The following is a 23,437-nucleotide window of genomic DNA, read 5'->3' as shown; positions in this document are numbered from 1 at the left end:
CACAAGATCCTGCCACCCTGCGCACGACGGCAGCCTGCGGCCACACTGGACCATGAGGATCGGGATACCCACCGAGGTCAAGAACCACGAGGACCGCGTCGCGCTCACCCCCGCCGGCGCGCACCACCTCGTACGGGCCGGGCACGACGTGCTCGTCCAGTCCGGGGCCGGGACCGGCTCCCACCTGCCCGACGCGGAGTTCGAGAGCGCGGGAGCGCGCATCGTGCCGACCGCCGAGGAGGTCTGGGGCGAGGCGGAGCTCGTCTGCAAGGTCAAGGAGCCGGTCGCGAGCGAGCACCGCTTCCTGCGCGACGACCTCCTGCTCTTCGCCTACCTCCACCTCGCGGCCGACGCGGCGTGCACGCGCGCCCTGCTCGACGCCGGTACCACCGCGGTCGCCTACGAGACCGCCCGGGCCCCGGACGGCACCCTCCCGCTCCTGGCGCCCATGAGCGAGGTCGCCGGACGCATGGCGACCCAGGTCGGCGCGTGGCTCCTCCAGCGCCCGGCAGGCGGCCGCGGCGTCCTGCTCGGCGGCGTGCCCGGGACGCGACCCGGCCGGGTCGTCGTGCTCGGGGGCGGCACCGCGGGGCGCCACGCCGCCGAGATCGCCGTCGGCATGCGCGCCGAGGTCACGGTCGTCGACCTCGCGCTGCCCGTGCTGCGCGCCGTCGACCGGGAGTTCTCCGGGCACGTGCGCACCGTCGTGTCGAGCGCGTACGCGATCGAGCGCGAGGTGCTGGAGGCCGACCTCGTCGTCGGCGCCGTGCTCGTCGCGGGGGCGCGCGCCCCGCGCCTCGTCACCGACGACCTCGTCGCGCGGATGCGGCCCGGCGCCGTGCTCGTGGACGTCGCCGTGGACCAGGGCGGGTGCTTCGAGGGGTCGCGGCCCACGACCCACGACGACCCGACCTTCGCCGTCCACGGCACCACGTTCTACTGCGTCGCGAACATGCCCGGCGCGGTTCCCGTGACGAGCACGCTCGCGCTGACCAGCGCGACGCTCCCGTACCTCGCGGCGCTCGCGGACGGCGGGGTCGACGCGCTGCGGGAGGACCCGCTCCTGCGGTCGGGGGCGTCCACCCACCGCGGCACGCTCCTCAACGCGGCGGTGGCCGCCGCGCACGACCTGCCGTGGACGCCCGTGGAGGACGCCCTGCGCCGGTGACGCACCCGGGTCCGGGACGGTCGAGAGCGGACGTCGCTGCGCGTCCACGGGCCGGGAATCCGGGTGACGCCGTGCGGCGCGGCGTGCCAGGCTCGGGCGGGTGCACCCCTTCGCCCTCGACGACGGCCACGTCCACCTGTCGAACCCGACCCTCGACGACGTCGACGCGATCACGGCCGCGTGCCAGGACCCGGACGTCGCCGCATGGACGGTGGTGCCGTCGCCGTACACGCGCGCGGACGCGGTGCAGTTCGTCGAGGAGTACGTCGGTCCCGGGTGGGAGCGCGGGGACGTCCTCACGTGGGGCGTGCGCGAGAGCGCGGGCCGCTCGGGCATCCCCGGCCCCGACGGCGTGGGCCCGGTCCTCGGCATGATCGGCCTCAGCCTCGACGACGCGCCCGAGGGCCGGCGGTCGGCCGAGATCGGCTACTGGACCGCCCCCGGTGCCCGGGGCCGGGGCCTCATGACGGCTGCGGGCCGCCTCGTCGTCGACTGGGCTCTCGACCCCGAGGGGGCGGGTCTCGCGCGGCTCTTCTGGCAGGCGTACGTCGGCAACTGGCCCTCGCGCCGGACCGCGTGGCGCCTCGGCTTCCGGGTCGAGGGCACGGTGCGCGGCTTCGCGCTGCAGCGCGGCGAGCGACGTGACGCGTGGCTCGGCACGCTCCTGCCCGACGACCCGCGCGAGCCGGCGGAGCCGTGGCCGGCGGACGCGCCGCCGTCGGGCCGCGCGGCCTGACGCCGTACCGCCACGGCGCTCCCGGGCGGCGAGGTATCCGTTTCCGTCGTGCCCGCCCGCGGGCCAAGATGGGCACCATGACCTCCGAGCCCACGACGCGCGCCGACGCGCCCGCGCCCACCACCGCGCCGGTCCTTCTCGACCTCGACCCCGCCAACCCGTTCGCGGCGCCGTCGGTGCTGCCGTACGAGCTGCCCGACTACGACGCGATCCGTGAGGAGCACTACCTCCCGGCGCTGCGGGCCGCGACGGCCGCGCAGCGCGCGGCGATCGAGGCGATCGCGACCGACGACGCGCCGCCCACCGCCGCGAGCGTGCTCGAGGCGCTCGAGCGGTCGGGCCGCGACCTCGCGCGCGTGCTCAACGCGTTCTACAACCAGCTCTCGGCCGACGCGACGCCGGGCCTGGAGCAGATCGAGGAGGAGTTCGCGCCCGAGCTCGCCGCGCACCACGACGCGATCTACATGGACGCGCGCCTCTACGCCCGCGCCCGCGCGCTCCAGGACGCGGTGGACGCCGGCGAGCAGACCCTCGAGCCCGACGCCGCGTGGCTGCTCCGCACGCTGCTCGTCCGGTTCCGCCGCTCGGGCGTGGAGCTCGACACGGAGCAGCAGGAGCGCCTGCGCGCGCTCAACGGCCGCCTGACCACGCTCGAGGCCGCGTTCGGCCGCAAGCTGCTCGCGGGCGCGAACGCCGCGAGCGTGCTCGTCACCGACAGTGCGGAGCTCGACGGCCTCGCCGAGGACGCCGTCGCGGGCGCGGCGGCGGCCGCCGCCGCGCGGGGGCACGAGGGCGCGTGGTTGCTGGAGATGCAGCTCCCCACCCAGCAGGGAGTCCTCGCCTCGCTCGCGCGCCGCGACGTGCGCGAGCGCGTGCAGCAGGCGTCGGAGTCGCGCGGTGCGACCGGCGACGACCACGACACGCGCGAGATCGTGCTCGAGACCGTGCGCCTGCGCGCCGAGCGCGCGCGCCTGCTCGGTTACGAGCACCACGCCGCGTACGTCGCGGAGGACGCGACCGCCAAGACGACCGAGGCCGTGAACGCGATGCTCGGGCGGCTCGCTCCCGCCGCCGTCGCGAACGCGCGCCGCGAGGCGGCCGACCTCGAGACGGCGCTGCGGGCCGACGAGCCGGGCGCGACGCTGCGCGCGTCCGACTGGTCGTTCTACGCCGAGCGCGTGCGCAAGGACCGCTACGCGCTCGACGACGCGCTGCTGCGCCCGTACCTCGAGCTCGAGCGCGTCGTGCACGACGGCGTGTTCCTGGCCGCGAACCGCCTGTTCGGCATCTCCTTCGCCGAGCGCCACGACCTCGTCGGGTACCACCCGGACGTGCGCGTCTTCGAGGTGTTCGACGCCGAGACGCCGGGGGAGCCGGGCCAGGGCCTGGGTCTCTTCCTCGCCGACTGGTACACGCGTGAGTCCAAGCGCGGCGGCGCCTGGATGAACAACCTCGTCGACCAGAACCACCTGCTCGGGCAGAAGCCGGTCGTCGTCAACAACCTCAACATCGTCAAGCCGCCGGCCGGCCAGCCCACGCTGCTCGTCTGGGACGAGGTCATCACGCTCTTCCACGAGTTCGGGCACGCGCTGCACGGCCTGTTCTCCGACGTGCGCTACCCGTCGCAGTCCGGCACCGAGGTGCCGCGCGACTTCGTCGAGTACCCCTCGCAGGTCAACGAGATGTGGGCGTGGGAGCCGACGGTCCTGCGCTCCTACGCGGTGCACCACGTCACGGGCGAGCCGATGCCCGCCGAGTGGGTCGACACGATGCTCGCCTCGCGCCAGTTCAACGAGGGCTTCGGCACGACCGAGTACCTCGCCGCTGCGCTGCTCGACCAGGCCTGGCACCAGGTCGGGCCCGACGGCGTCCCCGCGTCGGAGGCCGACGTCGTACCGTTCGAGGCCGCCGCGCTCGAGGCGGCGGGCGTCGCGTTCGCGCCCGTCCCGCCGCGCTACCGCACGACGTACTACAACCACGTGTTCGGGGGCGGGTACGCGGCCGGGTACTACTCCTACATCTGGTCCGAGGTCCTCGACGCCGACACGGTCGAGTGGTACCGCGAGAACGGCGGCCTGTCGCGTGAGAACGGCGAGCGCTTCCGCCGCGTGCTGCTCGCGCGCGGCGGCTCGCAGGACCCGCTGCAGTCGTTCCGGGAGCTCCGCGGCCGCGACGCCGACATCGCGCCGCTCCTCGCGCGCCGCGGCCTCGACGCCTGAGCCGACGGCCCGGGGAGGCCCCTGAGCCTCCCCGGCCCGCGCTCAGGGTCCGCTCCGGGCGCGCGTACGCCGCCCGGCCGACGCCCGACGCCCCGCGGGCCTCCTAGCGTCGAGACGTGGCCCTCGCCCGGGCCGCCACCGGCCCCGGTCCCGGAGGCCGCCGTCGTCCCCTGGAGCGCAGCCGCCATGCCGACCTCGCCGACCGTCCCGCCCGCCGTCGTCCCGGCCGCGGGCCCGCCGCACCGTGCGCGGCGGGTCGTCCTCGTGCTCGGCCTGGGCGCGCTCCTGCTCGTCGGGACGGTCGTCGCCGTCCTCGGCGTCGCGTGGGCGCGCGCCGCGACGAGCACGGCCGGCGCCGTGGAGTTCACCCGAGCTCTCGCCGTCCCGCCCCTCGCGGAGTCGCGCGTGGAGGACGGCGTGCGCGTCTTCGCGCTCGAGGCGCGCGCGGGCCTCGCGGACCTCGGCGCGTCCGCGCCCACACCGACGATCGGCCTGAACGGGGACTACCTCGGGCCCACGCTGCGGGCCGCGCGGGGCGAGCGGGTGCGCGTCGACGTGACGAACGCGCTCGACGAGACGACGACGCTCCACTGGCACGGCATGCACCTGCCGCCCGCGATGGACGGCGGCCCGCACCAGATGGTCGAGCCCGGCAAGACATGGTCGCCCACGTGGACGGTCGACCAGCCCGCCGCGACGCTCTGGTACCACCCGCACCTGCACGGTCGCACGGCGGACCAGGTGTACCGCGGCCTCGCGGGGATGTTCCTCCTCGACGACCCCGTCGGTTCGGAGGGCCCGGCTGCCGACCTGCCGCACGAGTACGGCGTCGACGACATCCCGGTGATCCTCCAGGACAAGCGCTTCCACGCCGACGGCCGGCTCGACGACGCGGTGTCGTTCCTGTCGCCGGTCGGCACGCTCGGCGACACGGTCCTCGTCAACGGCACGCCGGGCCCCTACCTCGACGTCACGACCGAGCGCGTCCGGCTCCGCCTGCTCAACGGCTCCGACTCGCGCGTCTACGACGTCGGGCTCGCCGACGGGGGCGCGTTCCGGCTCGTCGGGACCGACGGCGGCCTGCTCGCCGCGCCGCAGACCGTCGAGCGGGTCCGGCTCTCGCCCGGCGACCGCGCCGAGGTCGTCGTGACTCTGACGCCCGGGCAGCGCGAGGTGCTGCGCAGCTTCCCGCCCGACCTCGGCGTCAACCCCGTGTTCGAGCGCTTCTCCGGCGGGGACGACACGTTCGACCTCCTCGAGCTGCGCGCGGCCGCGACGCTCGCGCCCAGCCCGGACGTCCCGGCCGTCCTCGGAGCGACCGACCCGGCCGACGCGCTCGACGAGTCCGACGCCGTCCGCACCCGGCGCTTCGAGCTCTCCGGGAGCGCGATCAACGGCCGGTCCATGGACATGAACCGGGTCGACGAGGTCGTCACCGTCGGCGAGACCGAGGTCTGGGAGGTCACGGGCCTCGACGACACCCCGCACAACTTCCACGTGCACGACGTCCGGTTCCGCGTGCTCGACGTCGCCGGCGAGCCGCCCGGCCCCGACCTCGCCGGCTGGCAGGACACGGTCTACGTCCAGCCGGGGCGCGTGACGCGACTCCTCGTGCGGTTCGACGCCGCCGAGGGCACGACCGACCCGACGACCCCGTACATGTTCCACTGCCACCTGCTCACGCACGAGGACCGCGGCATGATGGGCCAGCTCGTCCTCGTCGCCCCGGGCGAGCAGGCGCCGTCGCGCCTCGACGCGCCCGACGGCTCCCCGCACCCCGGTCACGACGCCGCGCCCCTCGGCGGCACGGGCCCCCGCAGCCTCGCTCGGGGCCCGCACGGCGGTCACTGAGCCGCCCGCCGGACGACGGCGCGTCCGGGATATGGGCGGTCGGGCCCGGCGGTCGGCGCGTCCTGCGGCGACGGGTAGCGTGTCGCTCATGACCGCTCCGCACCCGGACTCCCTGGCCAGCGCCCTCGCGGCGACCGACGCGACCCTCGGCGCGGTGCCGCGCGCCGAGGACGAGGTCGTGCGGATCTGCCGCGAGCTGCTGCGCATCGACACGTCGAACTTCGGCGACGGGTCGGGCCCGGGGGAGCGGGCCGCCGCGGAGTACGTCATGGGGCTGCTGCACGAGGTCGGGCTCGAGCCGGAGCTGTTCGAGTCGGAGCCCGGCCGGGCGAGCGTCGTCGTGCGGCTCGAGGGCGCGGACCCGACGCGACCGGCGCTCGTGCTCCACGGTCACCTCGACGTCGTCCCCGCGCAGGCGGAGGACTGGTCGGTGGACCCGTTCGCGGGAGAGGAGATCGACGGACTGCTGTGGGGGCGCGGCGCCGTCGACATGAAGGACATGGACGCGATGATCCTCGCGGTCGTGCGCCAGATGGTGCGCGAGGGCCGCAAGCCCGCGCGCGACGTCGTCGTCGCGTTCTTCGCGGACGAGGAGGCGGGCGGTGCCTACGGGGCGCGCTACGCCGTCGACCACCGGCCCGAGCTGTTCGAGGGCGCGACCGAGGCGATCAGCGAGGTCGGCGGGTTCTCGGTCGAGGTCGGGGGGCGGCGGGCCTACCTGCTCCAGACGGCGGAGAAGGGCATCGCCTGGCTGCGCCTCGTCGCGGAGGGCCGCGCCGGGCACGGGTCGCAGGTGAACGACGACAACGCGGTGACGCGGCTCGCCGAGGCGGTCGCGCGCATCGGGACGCACCACTGGCCGAACACGCTCACGCCGACGGTCGACAAGCTGCTGCGCGGCGTGGCGGACCTCACGGGCCTGCGGTACGACCCCGAGGACTCCCGGTCGATCGAGGCCCTCGTGGCCGCGCTGGGCCCGGCGTCGCGGTTCGTCGGCGCCACGGTGCGGCACACGTCGAACCCGACGCAGCTCGCCGCGGGCTACAAGGCGAACGTCATCCCCGGCCGCGCCGAGGCGGCGATCGACGCGCGCCTCCTGCCGGGCCACGAGGAGGACGGGTTCGCGACGCTCCGCGCGCTCGCGGGCGAGCACGTGCGGGTCGAGGAGATCCACCGCGACATCGCGCTCGAGGTGCCGTTCGAGGGCGACCTGGTGGACGCGATGGTGGACTCGCTGCTCGCGGAGGACCCGGAGGCGACGGTGCTGCCGTACACGCTGTCGGGCGGCACGGACAACAAGTCGCTCGCCCGGCTCGGGATCACGGGCTACGGCTTCGCGCCGCTGCGCCTGCCCGCCGACCTCGACTTCTCCGGCATGTTCCACGGCGTCGACGAGCGCGTGCCCGTCGACTCGCTGCGGTTCGGCGTGCGCGTCCTGGACCGGCTCCTGCGCACCTGCTGACCGGAGGGCGTCGCGCGGTCAGGTCTCGCCGAGCAGCGCTCGGACGCAGGAGCGCAGCTGCGCGCGGTACCCCCCGCCGAACAGCACCGCGTGCACCGCGACCGGGTACACCTGGTGCAGCGCGACGCGGTGGCGCCACCCGCGCGCGAGCGGGTGCGCGGCGTCGTACGCGGCGAAGATCTCGTCGAGGAACGGCGCGCCGAACAGCGCGAGCATCGCGAGGTCGGCCTCGCGGTGCCCGCCGTGCGCGGCCGGGTCGATGAGCACGGCCTCGACCGCGCCCGCCGAGCCGCCCGTGCGGTCGTCCGGGCCGCCGCCCCGGCCTGGCGCCCACAGCACGTTGCCCGACCAGAGGTCGCCGTGCACGCGCGCCGGCGCGTCGTCGAGCGCGGGGCGGGCGAGGTCGGTCAGGCGCGCGGCGAGGCGGTCGAGGAGCCGCGCGTCCTCGGCGTCGAGCGCACCCCGGTCGCGGCCCTGCCGCGCGACCGGCAGGAGGCGCGCCTCGGCGTAGAAGGTCGGCCAGTCCGACCACGCGCCCGTCGGCAGCGGCAGCGGGTCGTCGAGCGGGCCGAAGAACGCCTCACCGGACCACCCCGGCGGGGCAGCACCCCAGGCCGGCGCCCCGGTGTCGTGCACGACGGCGAGCGCCCGCCCGAACGCCCGGGCCGCCTCGCGGGTCGGCGCGGTCGTCGGCACGCGCTCCAGGTCGAGGTGGTCGGGGCCGACGTCGAGCACGCGGGCGACGCGCGGCCCGCCCGGGACGTCGAGCCACGCCAGCCCGGCGGCCTCGCAGCGGAAGAACCCCGCCGGCGCCGCGGCGCGCGACTTCGTGAAGACGGCCGGCGCCGCCTCGTGCTCGCCGCTCACCGGGCCGCTCTCACCGGTTCGTGCTCGTGCTCACAGCGTCGAGCTGACCCGGATGATCTTGCGCCGCAGCCAGACCCGGCGCTCGCCCCCGACGTACAGCCGGGTGCGGGCCAGCTCCCAGCGCCCGTACTCCGCCTCGTCGGTGAGGAGCCTGCTCGCGTCCGACCGGCTCGTGGAGCGGTCGATCGTCAGGACGCGGTACTCGTACTGCCCGCCGTGCGCGGCCCATCCGGACCTCCGGCGTGACGTCGGCCTCTCCTCCACGTGCCACCGTCCTCTCTCGCCTGTCTCGGTCGCGGGCCGGGTGGTGGGACCGACCCGGCCAACGAGTGCCATTGTGCCCCTCTCGGCGCTACCGTCAGGGTATGACCGCTGACCCGCGTGCCGCGCTCGACCGGTTCATCGCCGCGCTCGAAGCCCACTACAACGCCGTCGCCGCACGTCGCGGGGAGGACGACCCCGCGGTCGACGACGCCTACTACGTCCTCGGGGACGCCTTCGAGGTGTACGACGAGGCGCTGGGACAGGTGCACGGGGAGGCGACGCCGTTCTACCTCGCGGAGGAGGACGACGACGAGGACGACGAGGACGACGACGCGGAGGAGGACGACGACCTCGACGACACGCTCGACGACGACGTCCTCTCCGGCGAGCTCGAGACCGACGGCGCGCGCTGAGCCGCCCGAGGTCGCCGAGGGAAGGACGGGGTCACCACCGCTCGGGGTAGCCGACGTCGAGCGCGCTCACGTCGTCGAGCGCTGCGCGCACGGCGTCGGGCAGCACGAGGTCGGTCGCGGCGAGCGACGTGCGCAGCTGCGCCGGGGTGCGCGCACCGACGACCGCGCTCGCGACGGCGGGGCGCCCCAGGAGCCAGGACAGCGCGACGTCGAGCGGCGCGCGGCCCAGGCCCTCAGCGGCGGTGACGACGGCCTCGACGATCCCCGACGACGCGTGGTCGAGGTACGGCTCGACGAACGCGGCGAGGTGCGGGGACGCGCCGCGCGAGTCGGCGGGGAGCGAGCGCCGGTACTTGCCGGTGAGGACGCCGCGCCCGAGCGGGGACCACGCGAGCAGGCCCAGGCCCAGCGACTCGGCGGCCGGGACGACCTCGCGCTCGGCGCCGCGCTGGAGCAGCGAGTACTCGAGCTGGACGGCGGCGAGGCCGACGTCGTCGGTCCCGCCGAGGAGGGTCGCGGCCCGCGCCGTCGCCCATCCCGGGTGGTTGGACAGCCCGACGTAGCGCGCGCGCCCGGAGGTCACCGCGTGGCGCAGCGCCGACAGCGTCTCGGTGAACGGCGTGCGCGGGTCGGGCGCGTGCACGAGGAACAGGTCGACGTGGTCGGTGCCCAGGCGCGCGAGCGAGTCGTCGAGCGAGTCGAGGAGCGCGCCGCGGGACGCGTCGACCACGGGGCCCGACGGCGTGTGGCGCACCCCCGCCTTGGTGCACAGCAGGACGTCGCGCCGGTCGACCTTCGCCCCGAGCAGCGACCCGAGGAGCGACTCGGCGTCGCCGTCGGCGTAGGAGGCGGCCGTGTCCACGAGGGTGCCGCCGGCGTCCACGAAGTCCCGCAGCTGCTCGGCCGCGTCGAGCTCGTCCGTGTCCCGGGCCCACGTCATGGTGCCGAGCCCGAGCTCGGACACGCGCAGGCCGGTGCTGCCGAGGTGGCGGTTCTCCATGGTTGCCGAGGGTACCGGCGGGCGCCCGCGGGCGACCGTCGGGGCGCGCGGTCGGGGACCTGGTCGGCCCAGGTTCACCCGCTCGGTCGCGGGTCTGCACGTGCGCGGCTGCCGCGCCCCGAGCGGGTATCGTGACCGCTCGTGAACGCGTGGGAAGCCGTCCTCCTCGGCCTCGTCCAGGGCCTGACCGAGTTCCTCCCGATCTCGTCGAGCGCCCACCTGCGCATCGTCGGCGAGCTGATCGGGTCGCAGGACCCGGGTGCCGCCTTCACGGCGATCACGCAGATCGGGACCGAGACGGCGGTGCTGCTGTACTTCCGGCGGGACATCGCGCGCATCTGCTCCGCGTGGTGGCGCTCGGTGCGCGGCGACCACGGCACGGACTGGCGGGCGCGGCTCGGCCGGCACGACCACGACGCCGCGATGGCCTGGTACATCGCGCTCGGCTCGGTGCCCATCGTGCTGCTCGGCCTGCTGTTCCAGGACGCGATCGAGAACACGTTCCGGAACCTCTACCTGACGGCGCTCATGCTCGCGGTCTTCGCGCTCCTGCTCGGCTGGGCCGACCGCATCGGCGCCAAGCGGCGCACGCTGCGCGAGCTCTCGGCCGGGCAGGCGGTCGCGTTCGGCTTCGCGCAGGCGCTCGCGCTCGTCCCCGGCGTCTCGCGCTCGGGCGGCACGATCACCGCCGGCCTGCTCATGGGCTTCACGCGCGAGGCGGCGGCGCGCTACTCGTTCCTCCTCGCGATCCCGGCCGTCATGGGCTCGGGCTTCTACCAGCTCTTCAAGTCCGCGGACGAGCCGGCCCCCGGGGCCCCCGGCGCCGGGGCGACCCTCATCGCTACGCTCGTCGCGTTCGTCGTCGGGTACTTCGTCATCATCGCGTTCCTCAAGATCGTCTCGACCTTCAGCTACACGCCGTTCGTGGTCTACCGCCTCGTGCTCGCGGCGCTCGTCGTGCTGCTCCTGCTCGTGGGCGTGCTGGAGCCGGGCGGGACGGCCGTCTCGACGCCGTGACCCTCTCGGGCCGCGGTCAGAGCCAGCCGACGCGCTTGAAGACGCGGTAGAGCACGACGCAGCCGCCCGCCATGAGGGCGAGCGCGAAGGGGTAGCCGAACGCCCAGTGCAGCTCCGGCATGTTGCGGAAGTTCATCCCGTACACGCCCGCGACGATCGTCGGGTACACGAGGATCGCCGCCCACGCCGAGATCTTGCGCATGTCCTCGTTCTGCCGCACCGAGACCTGGGTCATGTGGACCTGGAGCATGTCCGAGAGCAGGTCGTCGTGCGCGTCGAGGTGTCGGTCGATCCGTTCGACCGTCGTCACGACGCGCTCGAGCATGCGCCGGTTCACCCCGAGGTGGTCGGGGACGTCCGGGTCGAGCAGCTCGGGCAGCTCCGCCGTGACGGGCATCAGGGCGCGCCGCGCCTCGGTGATCTCGCGCTTGAGGTCGTAGATGCGCTCGACCGGGTCCTCGCGCTGCTGGTCGAACACCACGCGCTCGGTGTCGGCGACGGCGTCGCCCAGGCCCAGCTCGACCTGCGAGGCGCCGCCGACGATGGCGAGGACCGCGGCGGAGACGATCCGCTGGACGGGCGAGCCGTGGGGGTCGCCGGGCGCGGCGACCTTGTCGAGCATGATCGCGTGCACGTCCGCGTCGCCCTCCTCGGCGGTGAGGACGAGGCCCGGGCCGAGCAGCGCGGCGAACTGGCCCGTGTGCACCTGGCGGTCCGACTCGGTGAACCATGCCGTCGGGGTCACCAGGAGGAGCCAGTCCGCCGCGACGCGGCGCACGTGCGCCAAGGGGTGGCGGTTGTGCCGCGCGAGGTCCTGCCGCGTCGGGCCCACCCCGGTCGTGACCTGGGCCGCGGCGTCGAGCACGGCGTCGAGGTCCTCCAGACGCGCCCAGGTCACCGTGGCGCGGGCGGCGTGCCGGTCGCCAGGCGTGTCCAGGGTGCCGGGATCGGCCGGGTGCACGCCGTCGGCGCCGGGCTCGACCGTCCACGCCGCGACGGCGCGCACGGTCGGTCGTCGGGGCGCGGGGGCGGGCGCGCCGTCGGGCGGGGTGCCCGTCCGCGGCTCGGTGGGGTTCGTCACGTCCGCATTGTCCCGCGCCCCGCACGGACCTGCCCGGTCGCCGTCGGGCGCGGCGCCGCGCCTCGCCCGCGTGCCGGACGGCGGTCCGACGGCGGCGCCCCGGCGGCTAAGGTTGACGCGTGCACAGCTGGCCCGCCCCGCAGATCCCCGAGCTCCCCGGACGAGGCCTCCCGGTCCGGGTGCACGACTCGTCGACCCGTGAGCTCGTCGTCGCCGCCGCGGGCGAGGACGCCACCCTGTACGTGTGCGGCATCACGCCCTACGACGCGACGCACATCGGCCACGCGGCCACCTACGTCGCGTTCGACCTGCTCGTGCGCGCGTGGACGGACGCCGGGCACCGCGTGCGCTACGCGTCGAACGTCACCGACGTCGACGACCCGCTGCTGGAGCGTGCCGCCGCGACCGGCGTCGACTGGCGCGCGCTCGCCGTCGAGCAGACCGCGCTGTTCGCCGAGGACATGACGGCGCTCGGCGTCGTCCCGCCCGACGTCTACGAGGGCGCGGTGGAGACGATCCCCGCCGTCGTGGACGCGGTGACCCAGCTCCTCGACGCGGGCCTCGCGTACCGTGTCCCGGTCGAGCCCGGTGCGGGCGGTACCGACCCCGGCCTGGGCGACGTCTACGCCGACCTCTCGGCCGACCGCGCGTTCGGCTCGGTCTCACGGCTCGCGCGCGACGTCATGGAGCACCTCTTCGCCGAGCGCGGCGGCGACCCCGACCGCGAGGGCAAGAAGGACGCGCTCGACCCGCTGCTGTGGCGCCGCGAGCGCCCGGGGGAGCCCGCGTGGGACGGCGGCGCGCTCGGCACCGGCCGCCCCGGCTGGCACGTGGAGTGCGCGGTCATCTCGCGCGACGGGCTCGGCCTGCCGTTCGACGTGCAGGGCGGGGGAGCGGACCTGCTGTTCCCGCACCACGAGATGTCGTCGTCGCACGACCGCATGCTCGCGGGCGGCGGTGCGCCCCGCGCGCACGTGCACGCCGGACTCGTCGCGTACGAGGGCGAGAAGATGAGCAAGTCGCGCGGCAACCTCGTGCTCGTGTCGAACCTGCGGGCCACGGGCGTCGACCCGATGGCGATCCGCCTCGCGCTGCTCGCGCACCACTACCGCGGCGAGTGGGAGTGGACCGACGACGACCTGCCCGCGGGCGTGCGACGTCTCGAGACGTGGCGCGACGCCGTGTCCGGCAACGGTGGCCCGGACGCGACCGCGACGCTCGCGGCCGTGCGCGCCGCGCTCGCCGACGACCTCGACGCCCCGACGGCGCTCGCCGCCGTGGACGCCTGGGCCGCGGAGTCGCTGCGCCCCGGTCGTGACACCTCTCGCGACGAGGAGGGCGCCCCGGGCGTCGTCGCGCGCGCGGTGAACGCCCTGCTGGGCGTCCGGCTCTGACGAGCCGCCCCGCGCTGACACCGCCGCCCGCGAGGCGGGCCGTGCGTCAGACGGTCGGGCCCTTGCCCGGGTTGCCGCGGTCGCGGCGGCGCAGGTAGCGCTCGAACTCGCGCGCGATGGCCTCGCCGCTCGCCTCGGGGAGCTCGGCCGTGTCCTTCGCCTCCTCGAGCTGCTGGACGTACTCCGCGATCTCCGCGTCCTCCGCGGCGAGCTCGTCGACGCCGTGCTGCCACGCCTCGGCGTCCTCCGGCAGGTCGCCCAGCGGGATCGGCTCGGACAGCAGCTCCTCGATGCGCGCGAGGATCGCGAGCGTCGCCTTGGGCGACGGCGGGTGCGCCACGTAGTGCGGCACGGCCGCCCAGAGCGACACCGACTGCATCCCGCGCTCCGCCGCGGCGTGCTGGAGGACGCCGACGATGCCCGTCGGACCCTCGTACGTGCTCGGCTCGACGTCGAGCACGGCCTGCAGGCCCACGCTCTCCGACGTCGCCGTCATGGGGATCGGCCGCGTGTGCGGCACGTCCGCGAGCAGCGCGCCGAGCGTGACGACCGTGCGCACGCCGTGCTCCTCCGCGACGTCGAGCAGCTCGCGGCAGTACCGGCGCCAGCGCATGGACGGCTCGATGCCGTGCACGAGCACCACGCGGCGACCCGTCGGCGACAGGACCGCCGACGCGATCGTCGTCGTGGGCCACGTGATCTCGCGGCGGCCGTCGTCGTCGGTCGTGACGACCGGGCGGTTCACCTGGAAGTCGTGGTACTCCTCCGGGTCCAGCTCGTCGACGTCCTCGGCGCCCCACACCTCGTGCAGGTGCTGGAGGGCGGCCGTGGCGGCGCTCCCGGCGTCGTTCCAGCCCTCGAACGCCGCGATCATCACGGTCTGGCGGGTGCCCTCGGTCGCGTTCTCGGTCATCACCCCAGCCTATGCGGCCGGGCCCGACGGCGTCGGGGCGGGTTCGCGCCCGGCGTAGCCGCCTCAGCCGCAGTCGAGCGCCGGGTAGGCGACGTCGTCCGACGACGACCGCCCGTCTCCCGTGGCCGTCACCAGCGCGCTGCCCGCGTCGAGCGTGGCCGAGCGCGCCGAGAACGACTGGTACGCGGACGCGCCGGGCGCGACGCCCGCCACGGTGCGCTCACCGAACGGCGTGCTCAGTGTGACGTCCGCGGGCACCGCGCCGTCGTTCGTCGCGCGGACCGCGACGTACGCCCGCCCGGCCAGGCACCGGGGGACGGCGGTCGCGGAGACGTCGGGGCCGTCGAGGGCGGCGGACAGCGCGAGGACGCCGAGCACGGCGGTGGTCGACCGCACGACGCTCGCCGACGCGCCGGCGTCCTCGATCGCCGTGGAGCCGAGAGCGAGCGCCTCCTGGACCAGGGTCTGCGCCACGTCCCAGTCACGCCGGTCCGCGGCCTCGAGCGCGCGCCGCATCCGGTCCTGGACCCGCGCCCCGGCCTCCGGCTCGACCGTGCCCGCGGCGACGCGCTCGTCGACGAGGTCGACGACGTCGGTGTACCAGGAGGGGTCGGCCGCGACGTCGGCTCCCACGAAGCCCGCCTCCACCGCGGCACGGGTCGACGCGACGACGGCGTCGCGGTAGTCCTCGGCGTCCGGGTACCAGGCCGCGAGCGTGGCGTCGTCGACCGGGCGCGAGCCGCCGTCGAGGAAGCAGAACCCGGGCCCGGCGTTGGCGCCGGAGTTGATCCGCGTCGGGACGTCCTGCTGCGCGAGCCGGACGCCGCCCAGGCCCAGGCCGCGCTCGTCGCGCACCACCTGGCGCGGCGCCTGGTCGGTCAGCGTGATGGGCGCCGCCGACGGTGGGGCCGTCCCGTCCGCGACCCACGCGGCCACGTGGTCGTACACCGACGCCTGGACGAGGTGCTGAGGTACCCGGGAGCCGGACGGCTCCTCGCACGTCTGCGGCGTCCCGGGGTAGCCGCCGGGCGCGGAGCCGACGTCGCGGATCCGCAGCCGCCCGTAGTCGGTGATGAGCTTCCAGTCGCCGTGCGACGCGCCCGCGACCTCCCACGTGCGCCGCAGGTCGGTGTCGGGCTGGCGCTGCGCCGCCCCGAGGAGGTCGATCGCGACGTCGGTCTCGCTGTTGATCTTGAACACCGGCGTCTCGAGGTCGTCGCGCAGCAGGCCGCCCCCGCCGTGCAGCACGACGGCGTCGACGACCCCCGCGAGCGGGTCGACCGAGTTCACGTACGACCACAGCCGCCCCGCCGACTGCGAGTGCCCGGTCGCGACGACGCGCTCCGCCTCGAGCGGACCGAGCGGCGCCGTGCCCGCGGGGTCGCGCACCGCGGCCACGGCCTGGCTGAAGACGTCCCACGAGAGGGTGTCGTCGGTCACGGTGCCGCCGTCGGTGAGGTCGAGCGTGCCGTAGCGCTCGGGGCTCCAGGCCCGTAGGCCGGTGGGCGAGTGCACGCCCGCCCGCTGCGCCGACACCCCGACCCACGCGTAGCCCTCGCGCACCAGGTGCTCGTGCGTCTGGAACCAGTCGACCTCCTGGTCCCACTGGTTCGAGACGTTGTACCACTCGGCGATCACCGTGCCGTTGAACGTCGCGGGGTCGACGGGCCGGCGCACCACGACGCGGGTCCGGAACGCGTGCCCGGTGCTGAGGACCGTCGCGTCCGTCACGCCGTCCGCCTGGTAGCGGGTCGCCTCGCCCTCGACGAAGAACTCCTCCTCGACGTAGCCGCGCGCGGCCAGGTCGTAGTCGGTCGCGAGGAAGGGATATCCATGGGCGGGATCGCCGGGCGCCGTCGTCGCGGGCACCGGGCCGGTCACCACGGGGTCGGGGACGGCGGCGCTCGCGGGGAGCGCGGTCCCGGCGAGCACGAGCACCCCGGCGAGGGCGAGCACGAGCGGGCGGCGGACGGGGGGTGCGGACATGGCGACTCCTTCGTCGGGCCCGACGGCGGTGGCGGGCGCTCAGCAGCCTAGGGAAGCCGCACGCTTCTGTCGACCGGCGCGCGAGTTCAGGAGCGGCGTCGCCAGAAGCCGTCGCGCGCGACCGCACGCCCAGGAACGGCGGCGCGCCCGCGGCGGAGCCGCCCGGTTAGGGTCGAGGGTGCAGGGGTTCGTCGTACGACCGTTGATGGAGACCGCTTTGCCTTTTCGCCCTGACAGCACGTCCGCAGGTCAGCGCTCTGCCGAGCGTCCCGACGCCCCGACGTTGCCCGAGGCAGTCCTGTGGGACATGGACGGGACGCTCGTCGACACCGAGCCCTACTGGATCGCGGCGGAGCACGAGCTCGTCGCCGCGCACGGCGGCACGTGGACGCACGAGGACGCGATGTCGCTCGTCGGGAACCCGCTGCGCGAGTCGGCGCGCATCCTGCGCGAGCGCGGCGGCGTCGACCTGCCGGTGGACGAGATCGTGGCGTTCCTCATCGGGCGCGTGATCGAGCAGGTGCGGGTCGAGGTGCCGTGGCAGCCCGGCGCGCGCGAGCTCCTCACGGCGCTGGGCGAGGCGGGCGTGCCCTGCGCGCTCGTCACGATGTCCTACCGCGAGCTCGCCCGGCCCGTCGCCGAGATGGCGCCGCCGGACGCGTTCCAGGTGCTGGTCTGCGGCGACGAGGTCGAGCGCGGCAAGCCCGACCCGGAGCCCTACCTCCTCGCCGCGCAGCGCCTGGGCGTCGACGTCACGCGTTGCGTCGCGATCGAGGACTCGCCGGCAGGGATCGCCTCGGCCCGCGCCGCAGGGGCCGCGACGCTGGGCGTCGAGGCCGTGGTCCCGGTGCTCCCGGCGCCGGGCCTGAGCCGGACGCCGTCGCTCGAGCTCGTCGACGTCGCGCTCCTGTCGCGTCTCGTCGCGGGCGACGTCGTCGACCTCATGGAGGACGACGCCGCCTGAGGCGCCCGGACGGCCTGCCCGACGGTGCGCGGGCCGTCGGGGACGGACCTGCCGAGCGCATAGGCTCTCAGGGTGGACGGACCCGAACCTCGAGCACCCCGCACGCCCGCACCGGCAGGCCCGCGCACGAAGGGCTGGGTGATCGGCCGCGTCGTCGGCGCACCGGTGATCCTCACGCCGTCGTGGTTCCTCGCCGCGGCGATCCTCACGGTCCTCTTCGCGCCGACGGTGCAGCGGCTCGCCCCGCACCTCGGCCCCGAGATCTACCTCGTGTCCTTCGCGTTCGTGCTGCTGCTCTTCGCGTCCGTCTTCCTGCACGAGGTCGCCCACGCGCTCGTCGCGCGCGCCCGGGGCCAGCACGTGACCGAGCTCGCGGTGACGCTCTGGGGCGGCCACACGGCGTACTCCGGGACGTCGGCGCGCCCGCTCGACGGCTTCCTCATCTCGGTCGTCGGACCGCTGACCAACCTGGCGCTCGCGGTCGTGTTCTGGGTGACGTTCCAGGCGCAGCCGACCTTCTCCGTGCCCGCCCTCTTGCTGTACGCGGCCGCGTTCTCCAACGCGTTCGTCGGCTTCTTCAACCTCCTGCCCGGCCTCCCGCTCGACGGCGGCCAGATCCTCGAGTCCGCCGTGTGGGCCGCGACCGGGTCGCGGACGAAGGGCACGGTCGCAGCGGGATGGGTCGGGCGCGCGGTCGCCGTCGGGGTCGTCGCGTGGGCGCTCGTGTGGCCGCTGACCTACGGCGGACGGCCGGACCTGTGGACCGTCGCCTGGGCGGCGCTCATCGGGGCGTTCCTGTGGAGCGGCGCGGGGCAGGCCATCACCGTCGGGCGCACCCGCGAGGCGGTGTCCGGGCTCACCGTCCGCAGCCTCGCGCGCCCCGCGGTCGCCGTGCCGTCCACGGCGACGGTCGGCGCGGTCGGGCGCTCGGTGGCGCTCGCGGGCGGTCCGCACGTGGTGGCCGTCCTGGTGGACGGCGCGGGCCGGCCCCTCGGGTACGTGGATCCCGCCGCCGCTGCGGCCGTGCCGCCCGACGCCGCGGAGACGACCCCGGTCGGCGCCGTCGCCGTGCCCCTGCCCGGGGCCGCGACGATCGACGCCCACGGTGCGGGGCAGGACATGCTCGCCGAGCTCTCGCGCGTCGGGCGGGACGCGGCGGTCGTCGTCGTGACCGACGGCGGCCGCGTCGTCGGCGCGCTCGAGGTCGCCCGGGTCGTCGCGGCGCTGCGGGACGCCCGACGCGGACGGTGACCGGCGCGTCGTCCGCGCGCGCGACCGACCGGCGTCGGGTGCGGGGCGGGCGGCCCGTAGGATGGTCGCCCGTGACCTCCGAGCCCGCCACCACGCCCGGCCACCCGACCCCGCAGCCCGGTGGGGACGGCGCAGCCGCCCCCGCGCACGGCGCGTCCGACCGCCCCGGCGCGACGGGCGCGGACGAGCGCCGCGGTCCGCTCCGCGTGGGGGACAAGGTCCAGCTCACGGACCCGCGCGGTCGCCTGCACACCATCACGCTCGCGCCGGGCGCGACGTTCCACACGCACAAGGGCTACCTGCGGCACGACGACCTCATCGGCCGCCCCGAGGGCAGCGTCGTGCGCAACACCGCCGAGATCGAGTACCTCGCGATGCGCCCGCTCCTCGCGGACTACGTGCTCTCGATGCCCCGCGGCGCGGCGGTCGTCTACCCGAAGGACGCCGGCCAGATCGTCGCGATGGCGGACATCTTCCCGGGCGCGCGCGTCGTCGAGGCCGGCGTCGGGTCGGGCGCGCTGACGATGTCGCTGCTGCGCGCCGTCGGCGACGCGGGCGAGCTGCACTCGATCGAGCGGCGCGAGGACTTCGCCGCGATCGCGCGCGGCAACGTCGAGACGTTCTTCGGCGGCGAGCACCCGGCCTGGACGCTGTCCGTGGGCGACCTCGCCGACGTGCTCCCGACCGTCGCCGAGGACGGCACGGTCGACCGCGTCGTGCTCGACATGCTCGCGCCCTGGGAGAACCTCGACGTCGTCGCGCGCGCGCTCGTGCCCGGCGGCGTCCTCGTGTGCTACGTCGCCACGACGACCCAGCTCTCGCGCCTCGCGGAGGACCTGCGGGCCGACGGCCGCTACGCGGAGCCCGTCGCGTGGGAGTCGATGGTGCGCGGCTGGCACCTCGAGGGTCTTGCGGTGCGGCCGCAGCACCGCATGATCGGGCACACCGGGTTCCTGCTCACCGCACGGCGCCTCGCGGACGGCGTCGCGCCGCCCGAGCGCAAGCGCCGCCCGGCCAAGGGCGCGTACCCGACCGACGCGGAGCAGTGGTCGCCCGAGGAGCTGGGCGAGCGCCCGGTCTCCGAGAAGAAGATCCGGCGCGTGCGGCGCGACGTCGGCCAGGGCCCCGAGCAGACGACCGGTCCGGGCGCCGAGCAGAGCACGGACCGTGGCGCGGAGCACGGCGTGCAGCAGGGCGCGGACGAGGCCGGCGGGGCGCCCGACGTGTCGGGCGCGTGACGGTCCGGTAACGATCGGGGCGCCGCCGTCTCACCCTGGGTGTCGTCCGTGTGCACGGGCGAGACTTGTGCCTAAGGTCTACACCCGACCGCCGGACGATGGTCGGCACGGGCGCCTCGCGAGGCCCGTCGTCCGCCGTCCACCCGTGGTCGGGCGAGCCGGCGGCGAGAGGGACACCCGATGAGCGAGACATTCGGCCGTAGCGACCAGGCCCCGCAGGACGGCGCGCGCGAGCTCGCGCTGCTGTCCGCGAAGAACGAGAGGCTCGCCGAGGCGCTGCGCGCGGCCCGGGACCAGATCCTCGACCTCAAGCGGCAGATCGACGACCTCGCCAAGCCCCCGGGCACGTACGCGGTGTTCCTCGCCGCGCACCCGGACGGATCGGTCGACGTGTCCGCCGCCGGACGCAAGATGCACGTCGGCGCGAGCCCCAGCCTCGACGTCCAGCGCCTGCGTCCGGGGCAGGAGGTCAAGCTCAACGAGGCGATGACCGTCGTCGCCGCGGGCGGCTACGAGCGCACGGGCGAGATCGTCACGGTCAAGGAGATCCTCGACGCCGACCGCGTGCTCGTCGTCGGCCGGGCCGACGAGGAGCGGGTCGTGCGGCTCGCCGGGTCGGTCGCGCGCACGACGCTCCGCGTCGGCGACTCGCTCACCATCGACACGCGCAGCGGCTTCGTGTTCGAGGTCATCCCGAAGTCCGAGGTCGAGGAGCTCGTCCTCGAAGAGGTCCCGGACATCGAGTACGAGGACATCGGCGGTCTCGGGCCCCAGATCGAGCAGATCCGCGACGCCGTCGAGCTGCCGTTCACGCACCCCGACCTGTTCCGCGAGCACGGCCTGCACCCGCCCAAGGGCGTGCTGCTGTACGGGCCGCCCGGGTGCGGCAAGACGCTCATCGCCAAGGCCGTCGCCAACTCGCTCGCGCACACCGTGGCGCGGGCGCGCGGCGAGCAGGTGGAGGACGGCTCGGGCGCGGCGCGCAGCTACTTCCTCAACGTCAAGGGCCCCGAGCTGCTCAACAAGTACGTGGGCGAGACCGAGCGGCACATCCGGCTGATCTTCGCCCGCGCTCGGGAGAAGGCGTCGCAGGGGACGCCCGTCGTCGTGTTCTTCGACGAGATGGAGTCGCTGTTCCGCACCCGCGGGACGGGCCTGTCGTCGGACGTTGAGACGACGATCGTGCCCCAGCTCCTCGCCGAGATCGACGGCGTCGAGCGGCTGGACAACGTCATCGTCATCGGGGCGTCGAACCGCGAGGACATGATCGACCCTGCCATCCTGCGGCCCGGGCGCCTCGACGTGAAGATCAAGATCGAGCGGCCCGACGCCGAGGGCGCCAAGGAGATCTTCGCCAAGTACCTCACGGAGGACCTGCCGATCCACGCGGCCGACCTCGCCGAGCACGGCGGCAACCAGCGCGAGGCCCTCGACGCGATGATCCGCTCGGTCGTGGAGCGCATGTACTCCGAGGAGGAGGAGAACCAGTTCCTCGAGGTCACCTACGCCAGCGGCGACAAGGAGATCCTGTACTTCAAGGACTTCAACTCGGGCGCGATGATCCAGAACGTCGTGGACCGCGCGAAGAAGTCGGCGATCAAGGACCTCCTGGCCACGGGCCAGCGCGGCATCCGCGTCGACCACCTGCTCGCCGCGTGCGTCGACGAGTTCAAGGAGAACGAGGACCTGCCGAACACCACCAACCCCGACGACTGGGCGCGCATCAGCGGGAAGAAGGGCGAGCGCATCGTCTTCATCCGCACGATCGTCCAGAAGAAGGGGGAGGGCGGCTCGCCGCGCACCATCGACACGGTCACCAACACCGGCCAGTACCTGTAAGCAGGGGTGGTCGCGCCGCCCCGTGGACGGCGCGGCGCGGCGTCGGAGGGCGGACATAGGGTGAGCGCGTGAGCGTACGACGGGTCATGGGGATCGAGACGGAGTACGGCGTCCTGCAGCCGGGGAAGCCGATGGCGAACCCGATGCTCATGTCGAGCCAGGTCGTCACCACGTACCGGGCGCTCGCCGCGCGCAGCGACGGCGCCCGGGGTCGGGCGCGCTGGGACTACGACGACGAGGACCCGCTGCAGGACGCGCGGGGGTTCCACGTGCCGCGCGCGTCGGCGCACCCGTCCCTCCTGACGGACGACCCGTCGCGCCCCGCGCCGTCGGGGCCGGTCGACCGGGCCGCGGAGGGCGGCGCCGCCGGGGCCTCCCTCCAAGAGGTCGCGCGGCCGACGACGGAGGAGTACGACGACCCGAGCGCGGCGAACGTCATCCTCACCAACGGCGCCCGGCTCTACGTCGACCACGCGCACCCCGAGTACTCCTCGCCCGAGGTCACGGTGCCGCACGACGTCGTGTGCTGGGACGTCGCGGGGGAGCGGGTCATGCTCGCCGCGGCGCGCGAGCTGGCCCAGGTGCCGGGCGGCGGCGTCGTGCTCTACAAGAACAACGTCGACGGCAAGGGCGCGAGCTACGGGACCCACGAGAACTTCCTCGTCGACCGCGAGGTGCCGTTCGGCGTCCTCGTGGAGATGCTCACGCCGTTCCTCGTGACCCGGCAGGTGTTCGCCGGCTCGGGGCGCGTGGGGCTCGGCCCGGCGGGGGAGGAGCACGGGTTCCAGATCTCCCAGCGCGCCGACTACGTCGAGGCGGAGGTCGGGCTGGAGACGACGCTGCGCCGCCCCATCGTCAACACGCGCGACGAGCCGCACGCGGACCGGCAGCGCTGGCGCCGGCTGCACCTCATCATCGGCGACGCGAACATGTTCGAGACCGCGACCTACCTCAAGACGGGCACGACGTCGCTCGTGCTCTTCGTCGTCGAGCACCTGGAAGAGCTCGGCCCGGAGGTGCGCGCCCGCCTGGCCGGGCTGCGCCTCGCGGACCCGGTCGCGGACGTCCAGCGCGTGAGCCGCGACCTCGACCTGACGCGTCGTCTCGCCCTCGCCGACGGGCGCGAGCTGACGGCGCTCGAGGTGCAGCGCGAGTACCTGGAGGTCGCCGCCGACGCGGCGGAGCGCCTCGCGGGACCGGACGGGGTCGACGCCCCGACGCGCGACGTGCTCGCGCGGTGGCGCTCGGTGCTCGACCGTCTGGCGACCGACCGCGACGCGTGCGGGCGCGACGTCGAGTGGGTCGCGAAGCTGCGGCTCCTCGACCGCCTGCGCGAGCGCGACGGTCTCGACTGGGGCCACTCGCGCCTCGCGGCGATGGACCTCCAGTGGTCCGACGTGCGGCCCGAGCGCGGCATCTACCACCGCCTCCTCGCCGCCGACGCCGTGGACCGGGTGGTCACCGAGCGCGAGGTCGGCGCGGCGGTGCACCACGCGCCCGAGGACACGCGCGCGTTCTTCCGCGGCGAGGTCATGGCGCGCTACGGCGACGAGGTCTCCGCGGCGAGCTGGGACTCGGTGATCTTCGATGTGCCGGGCGCGCCGTCGCTCCAGCGCGTCCCGATGATGGACCCGCTGCGCGGGACGCGCGCCCACATCGGGGCGCTGCTCGACGCGAGCCCGGACGCCGCCGCGCTGCTGGCGGGTCTGGCAGGCCCGTCGTGACCGGCGGCGACTAGGCTGGACGCACGACGGCGCCCGCCCTCCGTGGGAGG

General features: G+C 75.1%; 19 protein-coding genes. 13 read left to right on the top strand and 6 right to left on the bottom strand.

Going from position 1 to position 23,437, the window contains the following annotated elements:
* Positions 1–52: 52 nt before the first annotated feature.
* From ald to RDI86_RS10175, 5 genes are all read left to right on the top strand, one after another.
* Positions 53–1,168 carry an alanine dehydrogenase gene (ald, locus tag RDI86_RS10195; RefSeq protein WP_061267724.1) on the top strand — a complete coding sequence of 372 codons (1,116 nt, stop codon included), beginning with the start codon at positions 53–55 and terminating at the stop codon, positions 1,166–1,168.
* Positions 1,169–1,268: 100 nt separating this feature from the next.
* Positions 1,269–1,904, top strand: a complete 636-nt coding sequence (locus RDI86_RS10190) for a GNAT family N-acetyltransferase (RefSeq protein WP_144723273.1) — start codon at positions 1,269–1,271, stop codon at positions 1,902–1,904.
* Positions 1,905–1,981: 77 nt separating this feature from the next.
* Positions 1,982–4,123 (top strand): M3 family metallopeptidase, encoded by a 2,142-nt coding sequence (locus RDI86_RS10185; RefSeq protein WP_308821320.1) that lies wholly within the window; start codon positions 1,982–1,984, stop codon positions 4,121–4,123.
* A gap of 186 nt (positions 4,124–4,309) precedes the next feature.
* Positions 4,310–5,974: a multicopper oxidase domain-containing protein gene (locus RDI86_RS10180; protein ID WP_308821319.1), complete on the top strand. Its 1,665-nt coding sequence runs from the start codon at positions 4,310–4,312 to the stop codon at positions 5,972–5,974.
* Positions 5,975–6,062: 88 nt separating this feature from the next.
* A complete protein-coding gene (locus tag RDI86_RS10175) occupies positions 6,063–7,436 on the top strand; it encodes a M20/M25/M40 family metallo-hydrolase (RefSeq protein WP_308821318.1) in 1,374 nt (457 codons plus the stop codon).
* Between the two features lie 18 nt (positions 7,437–7,454).
* Here RDI86_RS10175 and RDI86_RS10170 read toward each other — a convergent pair whose 3' ends face one another.
* Complete coding sequence (locus tag RDI86_RS10170) at positions 7,455–8,303, bottom strand: fructosamine kinase family protein (protein ID WP_308821317.1); 849 nt, start codon at positions 8,301–8,303, stop codon at positions 7,455–7,457.
* A gap of 30 nt (positions 8,304–8,333) precedes the next feature.
* Positions 8,334–8,567 (bottom strand): DUF5703 family protein, encoded by a 234-nt coding sequence (locus RDI86_RS10165; protein WP_009861400.1) that lies wholly within the window; start codon positions 8,565–8,567, stop codon positions 8,334–8,336.
* 101 nt (positions 8,568–8,668) lie between these two features.
* Between RDI86_RS10165 and RDI86_RS10160 the strand changes: the two genes are divergently transcribed.
* Positions 8,669–8,980 carry a hypothetical protein gene (locus RDI86_RS10160; RefSeq protein ID WP_034651396.1) on the top strand — a complete coding sequence of 104 codons (312 nt, stop codon included), beginning with the start codon at positions 8,669–8,671 and terminating at the stop codon, positions 8,978–8,980.
* A 31-nt stretch (positions 8,981–9,011) separates the two neighbouring features.
* Here the strand turns inward: RDI86_RS10160 and RDI86_RS10155 are convergent, their stop codons facing one another.
* A complete protein-coding gene (locus tag RDI86_RS10155; RefSeq protein ID WP_034651393.1) occupies positions 9,012–9,980 on the bottom strand; it encodes an aldo/keto reductase in 969 nt (322 codons plus the stop codon).
* Between the two features lie 141 nt (positions 9,981–10,121).
* Between RDI86_RS10155 and RDI86_RS10150 the strand changes: the two genes are divergently transcribed.
* Positions 10,122–10,997 carry an undecaprenyl-diphosphate phosphatase gene (locus RDI86_RS10150; RefSeq protein WP_061267730.1) on the top strand — a complete coding sequence of 292 codons (876 nt, stop codon included), beginning with the start codon at positions 10,122–10,124 and terminating at the stop codon, positions 10,995–10,997.
* A gap of 16 nt (positions 10,998–11,013) precedes the next feature.
* Here RDI86_RS10150 and RDI86_RS10145 read toward each other — a convergent pair whose 3' ends face one another.
* On the bottom strand, positions 11,014–12,078 hold the full coding sequence (locus tag RDI86_RS10145; RefSeq protein WP_061267731.1) for a CorA family divalent cation transporter: 1,065 nt from the start codon (positions 12,076–12,078) through the stop codon (positions 11,014–11,016).
* A 119-nt stretch (positions 12,079–12,197) separates the two neighbouring features.
* On the opposite strand from RDI86_RS10145, the gene mshC reads away from it, so the two are divergent.
* Positions 12,198–13,472, top strand: coding sequence for a cysteine--1-D-myo-inosityl 2-amino-2-deoxy-alpha-D-glucopyranoside ligase (gene mshC / locus RDI86_RS10140; protein WP_085387864.1), 1,275 nt, complete (start codon positions 12,198–12,200; stop codon positions 13,470–13,472).
* A gap of 46 nt (positions 13,473–13,518) precedes the next feature.
* On the opposite strand, the gene RDI86_RS10135 is transcribed toward mshC, so the two are convergent.
* Together RDI86_RS10135 and RDI86_RS10130 are read right to left on the bottom strand one after the other, a co-directional pair.
* Positions 13,519–14,385 carry a PAC2 family protein gene (locus RDI86_RS10135; protein ID WP_021482086.1) on the bottom strand — a complete coding sequence of 289 codons (867 nt, stop codon included), beginning with the start codon at positions 14,383–14,385 and terminating at the stop codon, positions 13,519–13,521.
* Between the two features lie 63 nt (positions 14,386–14,448).
* Positions 14,449–16,371 (bottom strand): alpha/beta hydrolase domain-containing protein, encoded by a 1,923-nt coding sequence (locus RDI86_RS10130; protein ID WP_308821316.1) that lies wholly within the window; start codon positions 16,369–16,371, stop codon positions 14,449–14,451.
* A 283-nt stretch (positions 16,372–16,654) separates the two neighbouring features.
* Here RDI86_RS10130 and RDI86_RS10125 point away from each other — a divergent pair, with 283 nt between their 5' ends.
* The 5 genes from RDI86_RS10125 to dop all read left to right on the top strand — a co-directional run bounded on the left by RDI86_RS10125 (position 16,655) and on the right by dop (position 23,387).
* On the top strand, positions 16,655–17,335 hold the full coding sequence (locus tag RDI86_RS10125; RefSeq protein ID WP_277351133.1) for an HAD family phosphatase: 681 nt from the start codon (positions 16,655–16,657) through the stop codon (positions 17,333–17,335).
* Between the two features lie 72 nt (positions 17,336–17,407).
* Positions 17,408–18,586: a site-2 protease family protein gene (locus RDI86_RS10120; protein WP_241005764.1), complete on the top strand. Its 1,179-nt coding sequence runs from the start codon at positions 17,408–17,410 to the stop codon at positions 18,584–18,586.
* A gap of 206 nt (positions 18,587–18,792) precedes the next feature.
* A complete protein-coding gene (locus RDI86_RS10115; protein ID WP_228485415.1) occupies positions 18,793–19,824 on the top strand; it encodes a tRNA (adenine-N1)-methyltransferase in 1,032 nt (343 codons plus the stop codon).
* A 180-nt stretch (positions 19,825–20,004) separates the two neighbouring features.
* Positions 20,005–21,663: a proteasome ATPase gene (gene arc / locus RDI86_RS10110; protein WP_021479740.1), complete on the top strand. Its 1,659-nt coding sequence runs from the start codon at positions 20,005–20,007 to the stop codon at positions 21,661–21,663.
* An 86-nt stretch (positions 21,664–21,749) separates the two neighbouring features.
* Complete coding sequence (dop, locus tag RDI86_RS10105) at positions 21,750–23,387, top strand: depupylase/deamidase Dop (protein ID WP_308821383.1); 1,638 nt, start codon at positions 21,750–21,752, stop codon at positions 23,385–23,387.
* Positions 23,388–23,437 lie beyond the last annotated feature (50 nt).

This window comes from Cellulosimicrobium sp. XJ-DQ-B-000 (genome assembly GCF_031119065.1).
In the GTDB taxonomy this organism is placed as follows: Bacteria; Actinomycetota; Actinomycetes; order Actinomycetales; family Cellulomonadaceae; genus Cellulosimicrobium; species Cellulosimicrobium funkei.
The sequence above is the reverse complement of the archived record's forward strand: the minus strand, read 5'-3'. Positions and strand labels throughout refer to the sequence as shown.